The following is a 19,804-nucleotide window of genomic DNA, read 5'->3' on the forward strand; positions in this document are numbered from 1 at the left end:
CCCTCAGCCGGCGAGTTCGTCCGCATCTGGCGTTTCGGGCTCGACGCCCGCCAGCCGCATCGCGTTGCCAGTCACACCGAGGCTCATCCCCATGTCGCCGATGACGACCGCGTGAATGACGGTCACGATCCCGAACGGCGCGCCCGCGGCGAGGACGGCCTTGACCGCCAGGCTCGACCAGACGTTCTGGCGGATGACGCCGTTTGCCTTCCCCGAGAGCTCGTAGAGGTAGGGGAGGCGAGTGAGATCGTCGCCCATCAACGCGACGTCGGCGGTTTCGAGGGCGGTGTCGGTCCCCGCGGCGCCCATCGCGATCCCGACCTCGGCGGTCGCGAGCGCTGGCGCGTCGTTGATCCCGTCGCCGACCATGGCGACGCGGTTTTCGCCGTGTTCACTCTCGAGGTTGCGAATCAGCTCGAGCTTTTCGTCCGGTAACAGCTCCGCGTGGTACTCCTCGATCCCGACTTCGGCGGCGATCGCACGGGCAGTCCCCTCGTTGTCGCCGGTGAGCATTACGACGCGGACGCCCTGTTCCTGCAGTCGAGAGACAGTCCACTCGGCCTCCGGACGGACGCGATCCGCGACGGCGACGACGCCGATCGGGCCGTCCTCGGTGCCGACGATTACGACGGTCTTGCCCTCGGCCTGGAGCTCGGGAACGACCTCGTTGAGGACGTCCAGGCAGGCCTCGCGGTCACACTGCGGTTCGGGCTCGTACCCCATCGATTCGAGACTCAGTCCGCCGTCGGTCGTCGCGTGGGTGTGCTCGAGGTCGGCCAGCCTCTCGAAGAGGTCGGGTTTGCCGACGTAGTGGGTGGTGCCGTCGACGTCGGCGCGGACGCCCTTCCCGGTGAGCGCCTCGAACGCGGAGACGTCGTGGTCGTCGGGCTCGACCCCGCTCTCCTCGGCGTAGCCGACGATCGCCTGCCCGATCGGGTGCTCGCTGCGGCGCTCTGTGGCGCCGGCTCGACGGAGGATCTCGTCCTCGCTGGCGCCCTCGAGCGGGATCACGTCGGTCACCGAGAGCTCGCCCGTCGTCAGGGTCCCGGTCTTGTCGACCGCGAGGACGTCGCTCTCGCCGACGGCCTCGAGGTGGCGCCCGCCCTTGATCAACACGCCGTTTTTCGCGGCGCTGGTGATCCCGGAGACGACGCTCACCGGCGTCGAGATCACCAGCGCGCAGGGACAGGAGATCACGAGCAGCGTCAGGCCGACGAGAAACCAGTAGCTCCAGGACGCCCCGAACGCAAGCGGCGGGAGGATCGCAGCCGCGGCCGCGAGGACGACGACGATCGGCGTGTAGACGCTCGCGAAGCGGTCGATAAACTGCTCGCGCTCGGTCTGCTCGCGCTCGGCGTCCTCGACCATACGGACGATTCGGGCGATCGTCGACTCGTCGGCCTCGCTCTCGACGTCGACCTCGAGGTACCCTGACTCGAGGATCGTCCCAGCGTAGACCTCCTCGCCCGGTTCCTTGTCCTCGGGAACGCTCTCCCCGGTAATCGGCGACTGGTCGACCGCGCTGGAACCCTCGCGGACGGTGCCGTCGGCCGGGATCTTCTCGCCCGGACGGACGACGACGCGGTCGCCGATCGCGAGCTCGTCGGCCGGAACCGTCTCCTCGGAGCCGTCCTCGCGGCGTACCGTGGCGGTATCCGGCGAGAGGTCCATCAGCTCCCGCAGGGAGTCCCGGGCGCGGTCCATCGAGAACCGCTCGAGTAGCGCCGCGACCGAGAACAGCACCGCCAGGATCGCCCCCTCGAAAGGGTGGTGGGCCGCCACGCTGGCGACGATCCCGACGCTCATCAGGAACTCGATGTCGAGGCTCCGGTTTCGCGCCGAGTAGTAGCCGTTCCGCAGGATGGGCGTCCCGGCGACGACGACGGCCGCAATAAAGAGGAGATGCGAGCCTGCGTAGGTCCTGCCTGCGATCGTTCCGAGAGCGGGATCGAGTGCGGGAAGAGCGAACTCGAGGCCCATCCCGACCGCCACGAGGACGGCGCCGATCCCCGTTCCGACGGCCCGGCGACTCCGCCAGACCGCCGCCGGGTCGGCGATCACATCGTCGCCGTCGCCGATCGGCGTCGCCTCGTACCCCGCGGACTCGATCGCCTCGACGACGGTCCCGGTGTCGGCTCCCTCGCCCGTCGCGACGGTCACCCGACCGGTCGCGGGACGGGTCTCGACCTCGCCGACGTCCTCGAGGTCGGCCAGCGCGTTCTCGACTTTCGTCGCACAGGAGGGACAGTCCATCTCCGGGACGGAAAGCGTGAGCTCCGCGGCGGCGTCCTCGACCGCGTAGCCGGCCGCGCGGACGCGCTCGCGGATCGACGCCTCGTCGGTCCGGGTGGGGTCGTACTCGACGACGAGGCGGCCGCTGGTTACGCGGGGATCGATCCCGTCGATCCCCGCGAGGCGTCCGACGCTGTTTCGCACCTTGGTCGCACAGGAAGGACAGTCCATCTCGGGAACCTGCAACTCGAGGGTGCGACTCGAGTCGGACGGGGCGACTGACTCGGTCATCACTCGTACGTAGTCGGTCGGCCGGGATACGGGTTATTTGGCGTGCGCCAACTTCCTCAGAGCGCCCCCTCCGAACCGGACGCCGCCAGCGCCTCGAGGGACTCCTCTCGGCCGACGAACGCGCTCGCGAGGGCGGCTTCGGCGCGACGAAGACGGTAGGAGAGCGTCGAGCGCGGCACGTCGAGCTTCTCGGCGAGCTCCGAGAGCTCGACCCGGCGAGGCGTCTCGTAGTAGCCGTGCTCGACGGCCGCCCGAAGCGCATTGCGCTGCTCGGTCGGTAGCGCGTCGTCGGCGTCGTCGTCGCGGCGGTCCGGATCGAGCTCCGTCAGCCGCAGCATCTCCATCCCCGTACACTCGCCGACCTCCTCGCCCAGGGCGTCGAAGAAGTCGTGGATCGGCGCGTCGCTCGCGAGGACGATCCGCCAGCGGTACCGTCGTCCCTCGCGGTAGGTCTCGAACAGGAGCCCGTCGCCGAGGTGTTCGAGCGCGACGTGGGGAACCGACGTGCAGGCGTCGGTGCGATCCCAGTAGGTGTAGACGACGAGCTCGTCGCTCGAGCGATCGAGGATCTGTGTCTCACAGTCGGCGCCACAGTCGTCCTTGACCAGACAGTCCGCGAAATACTCCGCGTTCGCGTAGGCGTCCTCGAGCGCTTCCAGCGCCGCCGGGGGTCCTTCGGCGTGGTCGACCCGCCAGAGGCTGTCCTCGGTGGCGTGGTACGACAGCGACCTGATCGACGCCTCCGGATAGTCGCCGAGGACGTCCGCAACCGGATTCGTCCCCGGTTCGTACTCGAGGGCGAAGACGAACTCTCTCATGGGCGTCCTAGGGGGTCGGGCGAAAAAGGGTTCCCGGTCGTTCGCGTCGGAGGCCGAAACCGCGAACGGCCGGAACGATCGACGGTCCGAGCGACCGACGGCCGTGACCGACGAACGAGGAGACCGATTCGGATCAAGATGACGGTGACACCGACTCCGACAGCTGAGACTTCCCCCGCCGCCCGTCCGCAACCGCCGACTCAGTCCGGCGAGGACGCCGCGAAGTTTCCGTCCTCGTCGAACTCGACCGGGGACGGCTCGCTCACGACACGAAGGTCCTCGCGTTCGCGTGCGGCCTCGATCAGTGGTGCCGAGGCGTAACACCGCTTCAGGCGCATCGTGTCGGTCACTCTGAGGACGCGGGCGTCCTCGCCCGGAACGGGACCGATCGTCCCGAGGCTCGCGACCAGTCCCGCTCGGTCGGTCTCGACCACGGGCGGGAGCCGCACTCCCCGGACGGTGCTTGCGGTGATCGCGTTGATAAGTGACTTCGACCAGTCAAGCCCCGCCAGCACGTCGCGGTGGGCGAAATCGGCCTGCCCCATCCCCATCGCGTTCCCCTTGGTCTTCTCGGTGAACCCGCGCGCGAAGACGCGCTTGATCTCGGCCGTCTCGGGTTCGGGCTCGTTGATCGTGAAGTGGCGCCGCCCCGTCACGTTGGTGTCCATCCCCTGCCCGCTGACGTCTTTCCCCAGCTGGTCGACGACGAGGACATCCAGCTCCTCGAAGGGGAGCTTCGGCATGAGCTCCCAGGCCAGCTCGAGCAGCTCCGATTCGCGTTCGAGAAAGCCCGACGGCGGGACACCCTCGATGTGAGTCGTCTCGTCGTGCTGGTCCTCGACGATCGCGACGCCGCCGGCGACCGGGAGCGCCGCGAGGAGCTGGCCGGTGATCTCGGGGAGCATGTTCCGCAGGCTCCAGTCGACGGCCCAGTCGTGGGCCATCTTCGCGCCGCGCTGTTTCCCCATCCCGATGACGAGCATCTTCGAGAGTCCGCTCTCGACGTCCCCGCCGAAGTCGGTGTGAGGTTTGATTCGGTTGACCGGGACGATGGCGTCGGCCTCGACGGCGTGGGCGTCGGCGTACACCGGAACCTCCCGCTCGGGCGTCTCGCCGACCGTGACGACCTCCATCGTCGCCCGGATCTCACACCCGACCGTCTCCTCGGTGACCCCCAGCGTCGCGAGCTTCTCGCGCTGGCCCTCGGCGGTCGCCCCGCCGTGGCTCCCCATCGCCGGAAAGACGAACGGCTCGTACCCTCGCTCCCGTAACCCGTCGACGACCCCGCCGACGATCTCGGGAAGGTTGTCGATACCGCGGCTCCCGGCGCCGACGGCGACCTCCCCGCCCGTGGGGACGTCCTCGAGCTCGAGGTCTCCGACCGCCGCGGCCGCCTCGTCGGCGACGGATTCGGGCGCGATCGGATCGGTCTCCCAGCGCTGCTCGAGGACGCCCATTTCCGGGAGCGCGACGTCCCCGCATGCGGTTCGGACGGTCGACTCCGCTACCGTGAGATCATCGATCATGCACGACAAGTGCAGGGAGAGGGAGAAAAGCGTACCGAGGGTTCGGGTCGGCTGACGGTCGGCGGGTAGACGGTGTTCTCGGAGCGGTTAGAAGCCCTTGCCGAGCATCTCGCGGGCGATGACGTTCTTCTGGATCTCGCTGGTTCCCTCGTAGATCTGGGTGATCTTGGCGTCGCGGTAGAACCGCTCGACGGGGAAGTCGTTGACGTAGCCGGCACCGCCGTGGATCTGGACGGCCTCGTCGGCGACGTCGACGGCGACCCTGGAGGCGTACTCCTTGGCCATCGAGGCGAGCTTGGTGATGTCCTCGCCTTGGTCGACCTTCCAGGCGGCCTTGTAGGTCAGATTGCGTGCGGCCTCGGTGTCGGTCGCCATCTCGGCGAGCTTATGCTGGATCGCCTGGAACTCCGAGATCGACTTGCCGAACTGCTCGCGGTCCTGGGCGTAGTCGAGGGCCGCGCGGGTCGCACCCTTCGCGATGCCGACGCCCTGGGCGGCCACGGCCGTTCGAGTCTCATCGAAAAACTGCATCTGTTGCATGAACGCGGCGTCTTTCGTTCCGACGAGGTTCTCCTCGGGGACCCGAACGTCGTCGAAGATGAGCTCGGCGGTATCGGAGGCTCGAATGCCGAGCTTGCCGGTGATCTTGTCGGCCTCGAACCCGTCACGGTCGGACTCGACGATGATCTGGCTGAAGCCGTTGTACCGACCCTCGGCGTCGGGGTTGGTCTCACAGAGCACCACGAAGAAGTCGCCGATGGTGCCGTTGGTGATCCACATCTTGTTGCCGTTGATAACCCACTCGTCGCCGTCCTTCTCGGCCTGTGTCGAAACCGAGGAGACGTCGGATCCGGTGTCGGGCTCGGAGATCGCCGCGCCCGAGATCTTCTCGCCCATCGCGACGGGTTCGAGGAACCGTTCTTTCTGGTCTTCGGTTCCGAAGTTCATGATCGCCTCGCAGCCAAAGGAAGTCGAGACGATCGAGAGTGCGATGCCGGGATCATAGGAGAACAGCTCCTCGGTGATGATCGCGGTGTCGAGGATCGAGTAGCCGGCGCCACCGTACTCCATCGGGATGTAGGGACCGGTCAGCCCCATCTCGGCGGCCTTGTCGATGATCTCGTGGGGATACTTCTCTTCCTCGTCGTACTCGCCAGCGACGGGAACGATCTCGTTTTCCGCGAACCGAGTGACCTCGTCGCGGATCTGTTGTTGCTCTTCGGAGAGGCCGAATTCCATGGACGATAGTTATCTACGGTCCGGTAAAGATGTTTGTAACCGGAAATAAACAGAATTGTAGTTTCATTTACTAGAGAGGGAAACGTTCAAACGGGTCCACATTGCATACGATACTATGGAGATCGACGATATCAACACCGTTGCAGTTCTTGGAGCAGGTAACATGGGTCACGGTATCGCGGAGGTCGCCGCAATGGCCGGCTACGACGTAAACCTGCGGGACATCAACGAGGAGTTCGTCCAGGACGGGTACGAACAGATCGAGTGGTCGCTGAACAAACTCGCCGAGAACGACCAGCTCTCCCAGGAGGCAGCCGACGACGCGCTCGATCGGATCACGCCGCTGGTCGACATGGAGGAAGCCTGCGGGAGCGCCGACGTCGTCATCGAGGCGGTCCCCGAGAAGATGGAGATCAAGAAGGACGTCTACTCCGAGCTCGAGGACGTCGCCCCCGACAACGCGATCTTCGCGACCAACACCTCGAGCCTCTCGATCACCGACCTCGCCGACGTCACCGAGCGACCGGGCCAGTTCTGTGGCATGCACTTTTTCAACCCGCCGGTGCGGATGCCGTTGGTCGAGGTCATCTCGGGCGCCGAGACCGACGAGGAGACCCTCGACGGTATCGAGGCCCTGGCCGAGGACTTCGACAAGTCGCCGGTTCGGGTCCACAAGGACTCGCCCGGGTTCATCGTCAACCGCATCCTCGTCCCCCTGATGAACGAGGCTTGCTGGCTCGTCGAGACCGACGAGGCGACCATCGCCGAGGTCGACTCGACGACGAAATACGAGATGGGGCTGCCGATGGGCAGTTTCGAGCTCGGCGACCAGGTCGGCAACGACGTCAGCTACCACGTGCTGGAGTACATGCACGAGGTGCTGGGCGACGCCTACGAGCCGTGTCCGCTGCTCGAGCGCAAGGTCAAAAACGAGGAGCTCGGCAAGAAGACGGGCAAGGGGTTCTACGACTACGAGGACGGTGACGGCGCCGACATCCCGACCGACGAGGCCTCCGAGCTCGTCGAGAAGCGACTCGTCGCCACGATGGCAAACGAGGCCGCCAAGCTGATCGGCGGCGACGTCGCCCCGCCGGAATCGATCGACGAGGCGACGAAACTCGGTGCCGGCTTCCCCGACGGTCCCGTCAAGCTGGCCGACGAGTTCGGTCTCGAGAACGCACTCGAGGCCCTCGAGGACGCCTACGAGGCGACGGGCCACGAACGCTACGAGCCCGCCGACTACCTCGCGGAGCGTGCGAGCGAGGGCGGGTTCTACGAGAGTGGCGAGGACGGCGACGGCGACCTCGAGTTCGACGCGATCCGGATCGAGTACCCCGGCGAGATGGTCGGCCACATCGTCCTCGACCGCCCCCACCGCATGAACACCATCAGCGAGGGACTGCTCGACGAGCTCGAGGACGCGATCGAGCTACTCGAGGACGACGACGAGGTGCGCTCGATCCTCCTCACCGGCGAGGGCGACCGCGCGTTCTCCGCGGGAGCGGACGTCCAGAGCATGGCCGCGGGCGGGGCGGATCCGGTCGCGACGACCGAGCTCTCGAAGCGCGGCCAGGACATCTTCGGCGCGCTCGAATCCTGCGAGATGCCCGTCGTCGCCGGCATCGACGGCTACTGTCTCGGCGGCGGGATGGAGCTGTCGATGTGTGCCGACCTCCGGGTCGCCAGCGACCGTTCGGAGTTCGGCCAGCCCGAACTCGACCTCGGCCTCATCCCCGGCTGGGGCGGCACGCAACGGCTCTCCGCGATCGTCGGGGAAGGCCGCGCGAAGGAGATCATCCTCACCGCCGACCGCTTTGAGGCCGAGACGATGGAAACGTACGGGTTCGTCAACGAGGTCGTCGACGGCGAAGAGCTCGAGGAACGCGCACTCGAGCTAGCGACCGAGCTCGCCGGCGGGCCGCCGATCGCCCACCGCTACGCCAAGCGCGCGATGCTCGCCGGCCGCGACGACACCGACGCGGGTCTGGCCTATGAGTCCTCGGCGTTCGGGCAGCTGATGGCGACCGACGACCTGATGGAGGGGATCACGGCGTTTATGGGCGACGGCGAGCCGGAGTTCGAAGGGAAGTAGCGTCGCTGGCTCCCTTCTCGCCGGGCGACGCCTCCGCGTGACCGGTCGCGAGATTTATCACAGCGAGGAACAATCTACAATCCGTGGCTGTAATCGATGATGGGAACAAAGGGCGATTCTATGCGTAACGAGGGACGCGTGCTCGTCGTCGACGACGAGTCTCAGCTCGCGGATCTCTTTGCGACCTGGCTCGCGCCCGACTGGGAGACCGAGACGGCCTACGACGGGTCCACCGCACTCGAGAAGCTCGATGACTCCGTCGACGTCGTCATCCTCGATCGCCGGATGCCGGGCCAGTCCGGCGACGACGTCCTCGAGCGGATCCGCGAGGAGGCGTACGACTGCCGCGTCGTCATGGTCACGGCGGTCGACCCGGATTTCGATATCATCGAGATGGCGTTCGACGACTACCTCGTCAAACCCGTTTCGAAGAACGAACTCCGCGACGTGGTCGAATCGGTCGTGAACCGTTCGGCCTACCAGTCGGCGATTCGTGACTACTACGCGCTCGTCTCGAAGAAAGCGCTCCTGGAGTCGGAGAAGGACGACTCCGAACTCGCCGACAGCGAGGAGTACCGGCAACTCTGTGACCGAATTGACGAGCTAGAGGGCCGTCTCGACGAGACGGTCGAGGACCTCTCGACTCACGACGACTTCGTGAGCGTCTTCAAGGATCTTTGAGCGTTACCTACCGCTGCCTCGGCCGCCCCGTCCGAAACGGTCGTCTCAGGGAGCTTGCCCGTAGATCAGGTTTCGCTGGACCTCGTTTGCGCCCTCGTAGATGACCGGGACCCGGGCGTCACGGTAGACCCGTGCGATCCGTCGCTCGTCGAGGATCGATCGCCCACCGTGAAACTGCATTCCCTGCTCCGAGACGTCGACGGCCGTCTCGGTTGCGGCGGTCTTCGCCAGCGCCGCCCAGTAGCCCGCGTGGTCGTTGTTCGCGACCTTCTCGCACGCGCGCCAGGTGAGCGCCCGCGCGCTCTCGAACCCGATGAGCATATCCGCGAGGCCGTGCTGGACCGCCTGGAACTCGTTGATCGTGCGCCCGAACTCCTCGCGGTCGTGGCTGAACTCCCAGGCTTCCTCGATGGCGGCGGCGGCGATCCCGAGCCCGTGTCCGGCGACCATCACACGACCGTGGTTGAAAAAGTCCGCGAGCATCATGAACCCGGTTCCCTCGTGACTGATCAGGTTCTCCTCCGGGATCCGGCAGTCGTCGAAGGTAATGTGGGCCTGCTTGGAGGCTCGCATCGCCATCTTCTCGGGGATGTGCTCGGCCTCGTACCCCTCGGCGTCGGTCGGGACGATGAACATCGAGTGGTTGCCGTATCGATTGTCCTCGTCGTCGCCCGTCCGAGCATAGAGGGTGATCCAGTCGGCTTCGACCCCGTTGCCGATCCAGTATTTCTCGCCGTTGATGACGTACTCGTCGCCGTCTTTCTCGGCGCGGGTCTGCATCCCCGCGAGGTCGCTTCCCGTCTCGGGCTCCGAGACGGCGAGCCCCGAAATCTGGTCGCCCTCCGCGACCGGGCGGACGTACTCCTCGCACTGCTCGTCGGAGCCGTACTCGTACGTGATCTCGCAGCCGAAACTCGCCAGCTGTAGCGTCAGCGCGATCCCCGCGTCGGCCCGGTAGAACTCCTCCGTGAGCGCGAGCAGCTGCGGGAGATCGAGCCCGCGTCCGCCCCACTCCTCCGGGATATCCTGGGCGACGAGACCGGCTTCCTGGCCCGCCTCGAGGATATCGTGCGGGTACTCGCCCGCCTGGAAGTACTCCTGGGCGTTGGGTTCGATGTGTTCACGAGCAAACTCGCGGGCTTCGGTCTTGAGGTCGTGTGCGTGCTCCGGGACGATACTGGGATCGAGAAGGTTCACGTTTCAGTTTTCGGAGGGAGTCACCAAATAATCGACGGCCCACCGTCGGCCTCGACCCGACGTCCTCACCGATTCGACGGGACGATTTCGTCGGTCGAAACGTCCGTCCGCCGCCCCAGCCGACGGATGTCCCAGGCGACGTCGGTAACGACGTGAACGTAGAGGACGGCCCCGGTCACGACGGCAAGCGGGACGCTCGCGGGAACGAGAACGGCGACTGCGAGCCCGGCCAGCAGCAGGTGACTCAACAGGCGAGAGAGCGCGCCGACGTCGCCGCGCTCGAAGATCCGACCCTGGTCGGCGATCGCGGCGACCGGATTGTCGAGACAGAACCGCAGCGAGTCCCACGACCCAGTCTTGTATCGAGCGATAACGAGATGATCGAGATCGACGGCGACACCGAGAACGGTGCCGTAGGCGACGACGCCGACGGTCGGGACGGCCCTCCCCGCGAGGTCGACCGAGCCAACGGCGACCGCGGCGACGGTGGCGACGACGAACGAAACGATCGCGTGGTGGATCGAATAGATAAGTGTTCACCGACCGTGGCTCACGCGCTCCAGCAACTAAACGGGCCGTGAACCAGCCCTCGTTGTCCGTCGACTCCCCACACCGTCACGCGAACGGGGTGAAACCGGCGACGCGGTCTCGACGCGTCACTCCGCGAGGGTAATATCGAGGTGTTCCTCGAGAGCCTCGATCAGCCCGCCGCCGACGCCGGCCTGGGTTGCCCGACCCTGTTCGACCGCAAGCAGGTCCGTTTCGGGAACGCCGAGCTCGTCGGCCAGCTCCTCGCGCTGGTAGCCGGCGTCCCGTCGGGCCTCGACGACCACCGAGCCGTACTCTGAGACGAGATAGGGGAGGGGGTCGTCGTCGTAGCTCGTTCCCTCCTTCTCCCAGTGTTCGGAGTCGCCGTCCCAGATCGGATTGGCCTTCGCGACGTTCTGGGCCGCCTTCTGTTTCCGGCTCGGCCCGTCGTCCTGCTGGCCTCGCGAGCCGGAGTCGTCACGGCTGCCGGTGCGTTTCTGTGCGTCGTCGTGTGGCGCACAGTCCGGACAGACCTCGAGTTCGGCGCCGGCGACCTGCGCGCGTCGCAGCGAGTCGCTTTCGGTCCCACAGAGTTCACAGCTCGTCCCGCCGCCGCCGGAGGACGAACCGGTCGAGTACTTAGCCATACCGAACGTTGGGTCTTGCCACGTTTTAACTTTTACAGGGACCGGCGTCGTCCGGGAGCGGTCCCACCATCGGATCGGAACCGTCGACCGCCCCTCCGACGAGACCCGTCAGCTGTCGGGCGATTCCGTGTGACCGCCCCGCAGGCGTCGACCCAAAGGAAAGGGCTTTTATAATCACGCTGGATACGATTGAGTGCAGAAAGAGAACGCGAGCGTGGGTAGCCAAGCTAGGCCAACGGCGCAGCGTTGAGGGCGCTGTCCCGTAGGGGTCCGCCGGTTCAAATCCGGTCCCACGCATCGCACGGGTGGACGATGTCCACCACCAAGATGCAGGTGATCTCCCTTCGAGGACATCACCCACGCACAATCCTTCGGGAAACAACACTCGAGAGCGACGGCGCCGTCGCTCGAGTCACGTCGCCGGACAGCAATCCCTTTCTCCGTACAGTCGAACCGCTGGGTATGGAGTACGTCCCCCGAGAGCGGGTCGGATCGCTCACGGCCGTTCTGAGCGTCGTCTCGCTTGCGGTCGTGTTCGCGGCCGCAGGCGGACAGGTTCCCCAGACCGCGGTCCCCGACGCGCCCGAGTGGTTCCTGGAACTGATCCCGCATCTCAACGTCGCGATCAGCGCGGCGGCGATCGGAACGATCGCGATCGGCTGGCGTGCGATCCGCCGAGGACGGATCGATCGCCACCGGGTCGCGATGCTCGCTTCCTTCGGCCTGTTCGTGGCCTTCCTGACGCTGTATCTCTACCGGCTGATCGCGACGGGCGGCCCCCAGGAGTTTCCGGGTCCCGACACGATCTACCAGTTCGTCTACCTGCCGACGCTTGCGATCCATATCCTGCTTGCAGTCGCGTGTATCCCGGTGCTGTACTACGCGCTGTTGCAGGCGCTTGCGTACCCGGTCACGGAGCTCCCCGAGACGAGTCACGCCCGGTTCGGACGCGTCGCGGCGACGCTGTGGTTGATCTCGTTCTCGCTCGGTATCGTCGTCTACGCGCTGTTACACGTCGCGTACTGACCCGCGACCGACGGCTTTTCGTCCGTCCGGACGTAGGTTCGCTCGTGCAACCGAGCCGAACGGCAGTTCGGAACGCCGTCCTCGTCGGCGGGGCGTTCCTTCTGGCCACCGGGATCATCACCGGGCTCGTTCCGACCCCGCTGTTCGAGCGGATGGTCCCCCGGACCGCGCTCGACTACACGTTTCTGGCTCTGACTGCCCTCCTCGCCGGCGCGTACGTCCTCCAGCGCTCGTCGCTCGAGGACTGCGACGGCGACCGCTGTGCGTACGGCGGCGCGGCCAGTGGCTTTTTCGCCGTCGCCTGTCCTCACTGCAACGCCGTCCTCGTCGCGCTGTTCGGAAGCTCGTGGCTCGCCACGTACGTCGACCCGATCCGACCGCTGTTCGGCGTCCTCGCGATCGGGCTGCTGGGGGGCGTCCTCTACGCGCGCCGGAACTCGAGCGGCTGAGGACCCCCCCCACTCGAGCGTCGCGTCTGCCTTCACTCGCAACGGACACGTCCAACAGTCGGCCGCGGATAGGAAGAGCCATGACACGCGAGCGAGCGCGCGAGAAGGCCGAGGAGATCGATCCCCAGGAACAGGACCGACGTCCCGGTCTCGAGACCGAGATGGAGCCCCCGGCCGAGTTCATCCGCGACGACTACGAGGGCAGCGGCAAGCTCGAGGGGGAGGTCGCGATCGTCACCGGTGGCGACAGCGGGATCGGCCGGGCGGCCGCGGTCCACTTCGCCCGGGAGGGCGCCGACGTCGCCGTCCTCTACTACGACGAGGACGAGGACGCCGAGACGACCGCGGAGATGGTCGAAGCGGAGGGCCAGGAGAGCATGACGCTGGACGGCGACGTCGGCGACAGCGCGTTCTGTCGGGCGGCCGTCGAGGAGGTCGTCGACAAGTTCGGTGACCTGGACGTGATCGTCAACAACGCGGCGACTCAGGTCGTCAAGACCGACTTGACCGACATCTCCGACGAACAGTGGGAGGAGACGTTCGCGACGAACATCCACGGCTACTTCTACCTGACCAGGGCGGCGCTACCCCACCTCGAGGACGGCGATACGATCGTCAACACGACCTCGATCAACGCGTTCAGAGGGAACGAGACGCTCGTCGACTACTCGACGACGAAGGGTGCGATCGTCGCCTTCACGCGCTCGCTGTCCCAGCAGCTCGCTCCCGAAGGGATCCGTGTCAACCAGATCGCGCCCGGACCGATCTGGACGCCGCTGATCCCCGCGACGATCGGCCAGTACGATCCCGAGATGGTCGCGGAGTTCGGACAGGACGTGCCGATGGGCCGCCCAGGCCAGCCCAGCGAGCTCGGTCCGGCGTACGTCTATCTGGCCTCCGAAGACTCCTCGTACGTGAGCGGCCAGACGATACACATTAACGGCGGTTCGATCGTGGGCGGGTAGCTTCGAACCGCAGCCGGAGCCGGTCAACCCTTATTTTTCTCGCAATGGATCGTCCCGTATGCTCGGGTCAGAGTCGATCTCGCTCGTCGCTTTCGGTCTCGTCGTCGCCGTCTGGATCGTCGCGGACTGGACCGTCGCCCTCCGTCACGGGCGAACGGTCGACGGCTCGCGGGATCGCGGCTCGAAACACGCCATCGGCGCGGGCGTCGCCGGGGGCGTCCTCGCGGCTGTGCTGTTCTCGCAGGTCGCTCCCGGTTTCGACGTTCCCGCACCGACCGTCGCGTTCTGTCTCGGGCTGGGGACGATCCTGCTGGGCGTTCTCGTACGACAGCACGCGGTGCGGACGCTCGGGGACGGGTTCGATCTCGAGGTAACTGTCGCCGAGGACGACGTCGTGATCGAGTCGGGTCCGTACCGGTGGGTACGCCACCCCTCCTACACGGGCGGACTCCTGTCGCTGGTCGGCGTCGGCGTCACCGTCGGCAACTGGCTGAGCATCGCGGCCGCGCTCCTGGCCGGGCTGGCGGGATACGGCTACCGGATCCGCGTCGAGGAACGAGTGCTCCGGGACGTCCTCGGCAAGGAGTACGCTACCTACGCCGAGCGAACGCCGTACCGTCTGGTTCCCGGACTCTGGTGACGATCAGTCGTCGGCGCGCAGCGTCTGTCCACCGATCTCCGGACGGGAGACGTCGCGATCGGTCGCTTCGTCCTCGATGTCGTAGGGGTACTCGCCCGTGACACAGCCCAGACAGAGGTCGCTGCGCTCGGCCCCGAGGACGTCGGCGACGGCGTCGGTCGAGAGGTAGGCGAGGCTGTCGGCCTCGATGGCTGCGCGGATCTCCTCGGTGTCTTTGTCCGCGGCGATCAGCTCCTCGCGGGTGGCCATGTCGATCCCCATGTAACAGGGGGCGACGATTTCGGGCGCGCCGATACGGACGTGGACCTCCGTGGCGCCACAGTCCTTGAGCAGCTGGACGAGCTGGGTGGAGGTCGTTCCGCGGACGATCGAGTCGTCGATGACGGTGACGGTCTTACCCTCGATCGTCGATTTGATCGGGTTGAGCTTCAGCCGCACCGCGCGCTCGCGCTCGTCCTGGGTCGGCATGATGAACGTGCGGCCGACGTAGCGGTTTTTCATCAGCCCCTCGGCGAACTCGACGCCGTCGTCGTCCTCCGGACGGGGTTCTCCGTCGGGAGTCGTCTCCCCTGCGGCCTCGGCGTAGCCGGAGGCGAACGCCCGTCCGGAGTCGGGGACGGGCATGACGACGTCGGTCTCGACGCCACTTTCGGCCCAGAGCTTGCGCCCCAGCTCGCGGCGGGCCTCGTAGACGAGCGTGTCGTCGATGACGCTGTCCGGGCGCGCGAAGTAGACGTGTTCGAAAAAGCAGTGGGCGGTGTCGTCCTCCTCGACCAGCTGGTAGGAGTCGAACCCGCTCCCGTCGGCCTCGAGGACGACCAGTTCGCCGGGACGGACGTCCCGGACGAGTTTCCCGTCTAGGGTGTCGATCGCGGCCGACTCGGAGGCGAGAATGTAGCCGTCGTCGAGCTTCCCGATACAGAGCGGGCGGTTCCCCTGGGGGTCGCGCACGCCAAGCACCGTGTCGTCGTGGCTGATCGTCAGCGCGTAGGAGCCGTGGATCCGGCTCATCGTGCGCTTGACCGCGCGGACCAGGTCCTCCTCGAGCAGGTTGCGCGCGAGGTCGTGAGCGATGACCTCGGTGTCGCCGTCGCTGGTGAAGGCGTGGCCGAGGGCGGCGAGCTCGTCGCGGATCTCGTCGGCGTTGACGAGATTACCGTTGTGGGACAGCCCCAGCGAGCCGCTCTTGAACGAGACCGAGAACGGCTGTGCACAGGACGTATCGAGCGAGCCGGCCGTCGGGTACCGGACGTGGCCGATCCCCGCCGAGCCGGCCAGCCCCTCGAGGTCGTCCTCGTCGAAGACGTCACCGACGAGTCCCCTGTCGACATGGCTGTGTTGCTGGAAGCCGTCGTGGGTGACGATCCCCGCGGACTCCTGACCGCGGTGCTGGAGCGCGTACAGCGCGTAGTACAACGGTCGAGCCGCGTCGCGACCGTCGAGCGCGACGCCGACGACGCCGCACTTCTCGGTCATTCCTGTTCGCCGGGGAGTCTCGCCCCGCCCATCAGTCATGGTCGACCGTAGCGTCCCGCACGGACAAAAATCCCCGTGTTTGTGCCGTCCATAACCCATCCCATCCAATCCGATATCCACATTCGTGCATAATCGACCGAACGCACGGCGGTACGTCCCTCCGGCTCGGTCCGAGGACGAGCGTCGCCGTCCTCGGTTCGAGGACGTGCGGAGAACGCTTCCGACCGCTGTCTCTCCGACTCGTCGTACACTGCTGATGGCGACCGAAAGGTGTTAACGGGGAGCTACCCCAATCGGAACTACGTGAGCGGGCCGCGTCGAAACGGTGGCGCGCTCTGTAACCCAACCATGGTATCCGAGATCCCACCGGAAGACGTCAAAGAAAAGCTCGAGAACGAGGACGTCCAGATCGTCGACATCCGTCCGGAATCGGAGTACGAGCGGGGTCACATCCCCGGCGCGATCAACATCCCGATGTCCAGGCTGGCCTCGGAGATCGACGAGTACGACTGGGGCGACGACGTGGTCGTCGCCTGTCCGATCGGCCAGAGCTCCGTCCAGGCCGCCCGGCTCATCGGCAGCTTCGAGGACGTCGACGGCGACGCCGTCGCGAGCATGGCGGGCGGCTACAGGGAGTGGGAGTACGACCTCGAAACGTCCGCCGACGGCGAGGCCGAGGCCGAGATCGAGACCGAATCCGAGGCCTGAGCGCTCCAGTTTTTCCGTCGGCTACTCGTCGACGATCTCGACCGAGTCACCCGTCCGGAGCGTCCGCTCCCGATGGCGCTCCGGGACCGCCGCGATGAGCATCAGCGTGTAGTAGTGGTCGAAGGCGTCCTCGTCGGCCCACGCGGGAAACGTCTCGCGGCGTCGCTCGACGAAGCGTTCCCGGAACGCCGGGTTCGGCTCGCCCGTCTCGGGATCCCGCTGTGGAACGACACAGCGCCCGCAGGGTGTGACGCCGTCGAACCGGACGTCGCCGGCGAGAAACGAGGGGGCGTCCGCGCCGACGAATCGGTCCTCCCAGAACGGCTCGACGCCGGCGACCTCGACGTTCGCCCGCATCCGCCGACGGACGCTCTCGACAGTCAGCCCGTCGAACCAGTTGGCGACGGTCTCGAGGGTGGCCGTGCTGATCACCGACGGCCCCATCTCGCGACGATCGACGAAACCGAGCGAGCGATCGCGCTCGAGGCTCAGCTCGAGGCCGAAGACCTCGCCGAACCAGTCGGCCGCCCTCTCGGAGTCGTCGTCGAGATCGAACCGCCGTCGTTCTCCGTCGGCGGTTTCGACCGTCAGCTCGCCGGTCTCGTGGTCGAAGTCGGTTTCGAGGTCGTGGACCCGCGCGGTTCGCTTTCCGTTGACGACGTCGCCGTCCGCGTCGACGAGCCTGAACTCCCTGTCGCGAGCGAGCGTCCCGCCCGCGAGGAGTTCGGCTCGCTCGACCTCGATTCCGTCGAGTCCCTTGATCGGGTACACCCGAAGTCGCTCGACTCGTGCCATTACCGACATCTGGGGCGCAACCGGTATATACGGTCCCGTTCGTTCGCCGCCCGACATCGCGGGGCTCACTGCGAATGGTCGCTCCTCCTCCCGTGGTACGCGTACGGGACGCCCTCGTACTCCGTCCGGAGCCGTCGCTCGAGGTACGCCCCGGCCGTCCCCCGGTCGAGCTGTCCCATCTCGAGGACGTCGCCGAGGACGGTCTTGGTCGCTCTGACCCAGAGCCGGAACTTCCGGTCGTCCTCGCCGGGCGCCACGTCCACGATTGCGCCGCGGTCGCCGCTGCGGTCGTCGGCGCCGTCCCACTCGAGCCAGACGACCCGGTAGGGGTCGACTCCGCCGTCGATGCCGACGAGATAGAGCGCCTCGTACCGGCGGGGATCGAGGAAATCGGTGCGGATCCGGTCGCGACTCACTGAGTCCGCAATCAGTTCGGAGTCGACGGCACCACCGGCGAGAGGGGTTCGCTCGCCGAGCCGATCGACGAGTTCGAGCTTCGCACCGCCCCAGTGGCTGTGGCGCAGATCGTAGAGTCGATCCGGGCGCTCGTAGGCGACGAGGGCTCTATGTCCCATCGTCGATCCCCCGGAGTCCTCGCGTCTCGTCGGTGGTCCACGCGTCGGTCTCCATCGAGCGCTCTGGCCGCGCGTCCGTACTTCAATCTGCGGAACGCGACGCCCGATTCCGGCGCAACCGAGAAAACGCTGGGGCCGCTAGCTTCGGGAACGGAATGGCCTACGACGCATTCGTCTTCGACAACGACGGCGTGCTCACGCGCCCGACCGATCGGACGGTCCTGACCGACGCGATCCACAGGGCGTTCGAGGACGTCGGCGTCGCGGAGCCGACGACCGAGGACGTCGAGACCCTGCTCGGACCGACCGTCGACTCGCTGTGGACGGTCGCGTCCGCGTACGATCTCGAACCCGCGACCCTCTGGGAGGCCCGCGAGCGCGCGGCGATCGAGGCCCAGCGCGAGGAGCTGGCCTCCGGCCGGAAACGGCCGTACGACGACGTCGACGTCATCGAGACGCTCGAGGCGCCGACGGCGATCGTCAGCAACAACCAACACGAGACGATTGGGAACGTCCTCGAGCACTGCTCGCTCGCCTCCTTCGACACCTGGTACGGCCGGGAGCCGACGCTCGCCGGAATCGAACGCAAGAAGCCCGAACCGTACTACCTCGAGCGGGCGATCGAGGAGCTCGGTGTCGAGAACCCGATCTACGTCGGCGACAGCCGCGTCGACGTCGCCGCGGCCGACGCCGTCGGGATCGACACGGCGTTCGTCCGTCGGGACCACCGCCAGGGGTACGAGCTGCCGACGGCACCGACCTACGAGATCGAGTCGCTCGCGGAGCTGTCCGACCTCCCTCGGTAGGCCGGGATTAGGCCCGCGTCCGTGACTCGGATCGCTCCCTGATCTCACGCAGTCCTCGAACTCCCGTCCGAGCCGTCGCTCGTCGAACAGTACGGGGACGAGCGCGCCCCTCGCGGTCTCGCGCTGGAGGAGCCTCGTCCGTCTTCCGCCGTCGATCGGCTCGAGGTGAAACGTCGTGGTGGCTGTCGAGGACGCGGGGGACGCTGACCCGATCGAGTCGGACGAGCCGTCGGTTCTCCTCGGCGATACGGAGCTCCAGCTCGAACACCGCGCGCCCGATCCTGGTCGGCGGTCGATCGGCCCGAAGCCGGTCACCGACGACCGGTACCGCCTCGAGCGATCGGTCGAGAGCCGTTCGTCGGGTTCCGTACTCGGGTTCCAGAACCACGCTCCAGACCGTTTCCGGCGGTGCGTCGATCTCCTCGAACCGCTCTAGCTGATTCATGGTGCTGTGTCTCTTTGTAAGTCGATGACAGTATCGATTGCACAGCGGCGCCGCTTCGCCGACGGTTCGTAGCTATGTTGGTGTGCAACCCGGATCTCCAACGGGACCGATCCGCTACGGCTGTCCAACACTGTCGACGGTGCTGGTTCACGGACTCGAAGAGGAAGGTCCCGGCGACGTCGTCGGCGCGCTCACCGGCGAAGCCGACGTCGATTCGGACCGGATCGGCGAGATCGAGATCGACGGCGAGGAGGCGCTGGTCGCCGACTACGCCCGCACCTTGCTGGAGGCGGGTCTCGAACCGGAGGAGCCCGTGATCATCTCGCCGTACAGCGATCAGGTACACCGTCTCGAGAACGAGCTTCCGGTCGACGGGCTGGAGATCGACACCGTCGACGGCTTCCAGGGGCGGGAGAAGGAAGCCGTCATCGTCTCGCTGGTCCGGAGCAACGACCGCGGTGCGGTCGGCTTCCTCGAGGAATCCCGCCGGTTCAACGTCGCACTCACCCGAGCCCGTCGGAAAGCTGTCGTCGTTGGCGACAGCGACACGGTCACCGAGGTAGATGTCCTCGACGACTTCCTCGCGTACGTCCGCGACCGGGGAACGGTCGTCGACGCCGTATAGCTTCGGGAGCCGGTCGCGACTCTAGCGACGGCCCGACGCGCAG

General features: G+C 66.7%; 21 protein-coding genes and 1 tRNA gene. 11 read left to right on the top strand and 11 right to left on the bottom strand.

Going from position 1 to position 19,804, the window contains the following annotated elements; translation table 11 throughout:
- Positions 1 to 3: 3 nt before the first annotated feature.
- From NATOC_RS06180 to NATOC_RS06195, 4 genes are all read right to left on the bottom strand, one after another.
- Positions 4 to 2,523 carry a heavy metal translocating P-type ATPase gene (locus NATOC_RS06180; RefSeq protein ID WP_015320570.1) on the bottom strand — a complete coding sequence of 840 codons (2,520 nt, stop codon included), beginning with the start codon at positions 2,521 to 2,523 and terminating at the stop codon, positions 4 to 6.
- 56 nt (positions 2,524 to 2,579) lie between these two features.
- Positions 2,580 to 3,341, bottom strand: coding sequence for a helix-turn-helix domain-containing protein (locus NATOC_RS06185; RefSeq protein WP_015320571.1), 762 nt, complete (start codon positions 3,339 to 3,341; stop codon positions 2,580 to 2,582).
- Positions 3,342 to 3,541: 200 nt separating this feature from the next.
- Positions 3,542 to 4,867, bottom strand: coding sequence for a lactate racemase domain-containing protein (locus NATOC_RS06190; RefSeq protein WP_015320572.1), 1,326 nt, complete (start codon positions 4,865 to 4,867; stop codon positions 3,542 to 3,544).
- 87 nt (positions 4,868 to 4,954) lie between these two features.
- Complete coding sequence (locus tag NATOC_RS06195) at positions 4,955 to 6,106, bottom strand: acyl-CoA dehydrogenase family protein (protein WP_015320573.1); 1,152 nt, start codon at positions 6,104 to 6,106, stop codon at positions 4,955 to 4,957.
- Between the two features lie 115 nt (positions 6,107 to 6,221).
- Between NATOC_RS06195 and NATOC_RS06200 the strand changes: the two genes are divergently transcribed.
- Both NATOC_RS06200 and NATOC_RS06205 read left to right on the top strand, forming a co-directional pair.
- Positions 6,222 to 8,198, top strand: coding sequence for a 3-hydroxyacyl-CoA dehydrogenase/enoyl-CoA hydratase family protein (locus tag NATOC_RS06200; RefSeq protein ID WP_015320574.1), 1,977 nt, complete (start codon positions 6,222 to 6,224; stop codon positions 8,196 to 8,198).
- Positions 8,199 to 8,318: 120 nt separating this feature from the next.
- Entirely contained in the window at positions 8,319 to 8,879 is a 561-nt protein-coding gene (locus NATOC_RS06205; protein WP_015320575.1) for a HalX domain-containing protein, read from the top strand.
- A gap of 45 nt (positions 8,880 to 8,924) precedes the next feature.
- On the opposite strand, the gene NATOC_RS06210 is transcribed toward NATOC_RS06205, so the two are convergent.
- Both NATOC_RS06210 and NATOC_RS23175 read right to left on the bottom strand, forming a co-directional pair.
- Positions 8,925 to 10,076 (bottom strand): acyl-CoA dehydrogenase family protein, encoded by a 1,152-nt coding sequence (locus NATOC_RS06210; RefSeq protein WP_015320576.1) that lies wholly within the window; start codon positions 10,074 to 10,076, stop codon positions 8,925 to 8,927.
- 65 nt (positions 10,077 to 10,141) lie between these two features.
- Entirely contained in the window at positions 10,142 to 10,324 is a 183-nt protein-coding gene (locus NATOC_RS23175; protein WP_342664412.1) for a hypothetical protein, read from the bottom strand.
- 129 nt (positions 10,325 to 10,453) lie between these two features.
- On the opposite strand from NATOC_RS23175, the gene NATOC_RS22795 reads away from it, so the two are divergent.
- Positions 10,454 to 10,657 (top strand): hypothetical protein, encoded by a 204-nt coding sequence (locus tag NATOC_RS22795; RefSeq protein ID WP_245549694.1) that lies wholly within the window; start codon positions 10,454 to 10,456, stop codon positions 10,655 to 10,657.
- A gap of 75 nt (positions 10,658 to 10,732) precedes the next feature.
- Here NATOC_RS22795 and NATOC_RS06220 read toward each other — a convergent pair whose 3' ends face one another.
- Positions 10,733 to 11,251, bottom strand: coding sequence for a helix-turn-helix domain-containing protein (locus NATOC_RS06220; RefSeq protein ID WP_015320577.1), 519 nt, complete (start codon positions 11,249 to 11,251; stop codon positions 10,733 to 10,735).
- Between the two features lie 212 nt (positions 11,252 to 11,463).
- Here NATOC_RS06220 and NATOC_RS06225 point away from each other — a divergent pair.
- From NATOC_RS06225 to NATOC_RS06245, 5 genes are all read left to right on the top strand, one after another.
- A tRNA-Leu gene (locus NATOC_RS06225) sits at positions 11,464 to 11,548 on the top strand.
- A gap of 165 nt (positions 11,549 to 11,713) precedes the next feature.
- Entirely contained in the window at positions 11,714 to 12,277 is a 564-nt protein-coding gene (locus NATOC_RS06230) for a DUF420 domain-containing protein (protein ID WP_015320578.1), read from the top strand.
- Positions 12,278 to 12,321: 44 nt separating this feature from the next.
- Positions 12,322 to 12,726 (top strand): hypothetical protein, encoded by a 405-nt coding sequence (locus NATOC_RS06235; protein WP_015320579.1) that lies wholly within the window; start codon positions 12,322 to 12,324, stop codon positions 12,724 to 12,726.
- A gap of 80 nt (positions 12,727 to 12,806) precedes the next feature.
- Positions 12,807 to 13,691 carry an SDR family oxidoreductase gene (locus NATOC_RS06240; RefSeq protein WP_015320580.1) on the top strand — a complete coding sequence of 295 codons (885 nt, stop codon included), beginning with the start codon at positions 12,807 to 12,809 and terminating at the stop codon, positions 13,689 to 13,691.
- Positions 13,692 to 13,749: 58 nt separating this feature from the next.
- Positions 13,750 to 14,331 carry a methyltransferase family protein gene (locus NATOC_RS06245; protein ID WP_015320581.1) on the top strand — a complete coding sequence of 194 codons (582 nt, stop codon included), beginning with the start codon at positions 13,750 to 13,752 and terminating at the stop codon, positions 14,329 to 14,331.
- Positions 14,332 to 14,334: 3 nt separating this feature from the next.
- Here NATOC_RS06245 and purF read toward each other — a convergent pair whose 3' ends face one another.
- On the bottom strand, positions 14,335 to 15,807 hold the full coding sequence (gene purF, locus NATOC_RS06250; protein ID WP_049888691.1) for an amidophosphoribosyltransferase: 1,473 nt from the start codon (positions 15,805 to 15,807) through the stop codon (positions 14,335 to 14,337).
- A 348-nt stretch (positions 15,808 to 16,155) separates the two neighbouring features.
- Between purF and NATOC_RS06255 the strand changes: the two genes are divergently transcribed.
- Entirely contained in the window at positions 16,156 to 16,515 is a 360-nt protein-coding gene (locus NATOC_RS06255) for a rhodanese-like domain-containing protein (RefSeq protein WP_015320583.1), read from the top strand.
- 21 nt (positions 16,516 to 16,536) lie between these two features.
- On the opposite strand, the gene NATOC_RS06260 is transcribed toward NATOC_RS06255, so the two are convergent.
- Positions 16,537 to 17,310: an MOSC domain-containing protein gene (locus NATOC_RS06260; RefSeq protein WP_015320584.1), complete on the bottom strand. Its 774-nt coding sequence runs from the start codon at positions 17,308 to 17,310 to the stop codon at positions 16,537 to 16,539.
- 65 nt (positions 17,311 to 17,375) lie between these two features.
- On the bottom strand, positions 17,376 to 17,885 hold the full coding sequence (locus NATOC_RS06265) for a DUF6735 family protein (protein ID WP_015320585.1): 510 nt from the start codon (positions 17,883 to 17,885) through the stop codon (positions 17,376 to 17,378).
- A 155-nt stretch (positions 17,886 to 18,040) separates the two neighbouring features.
- Between NATOC_RS06265 and NATOC_RS06270 the strand changes: the two genes are divergently transcribed.
- Entirely contained in the window at positions 18,041 to 18,691 is a 651-nt protein-coding gene (locus tag NATOC_RS06270; protein WP_015320586.1) for an HAD family hydrolase, read from the top strand.
- Positions 18,692 to 18,698: 7 nt separating this feature from the next.
- Here NATOC_RS06270 and NATOC_RS06275 read toward each other — a convergent pair whose 3' ends face one another.
- Positions 18,699 to 19,136 (bottom strand): polyketide cyclase/dehydrase, encoded by a 438-nt coding sequence (locus NATOC_RS06275; protein ID WP_245549695.1) that lies wholly within the window; start codon positions 19,134 to 19,136, stop codon positions 18,699 to 18,701.
- Positions 19,137 to 19,218: 82 nt separating this feature from the next.
- On the opposite strand from NATOC_RS06275, the gene NATOC_RS06280 reads away from it, so the two are divergent.
- A complete protein-coding gene (locus NATOC_RS06280) occupies positions 19,219 to 19,761 on the top strand; it encodes an AAA domain-containing protein (protein WP_217255556.1) in 543 nt (180 codons plus the stop codon).
- Positions 19,762 to 19,804 lie beyond the last annotated feature (43 nt).

The organism is Natronococcus occultus SP4 (assembly GCF_000328685.1).
GTDB classification, from domain to species: domain Archaea; phylum Halobacteriota; class Halobacteria; order Halobacteriales; family Natrialbaceae; genus Natronococcus; species Natronococcus occultus.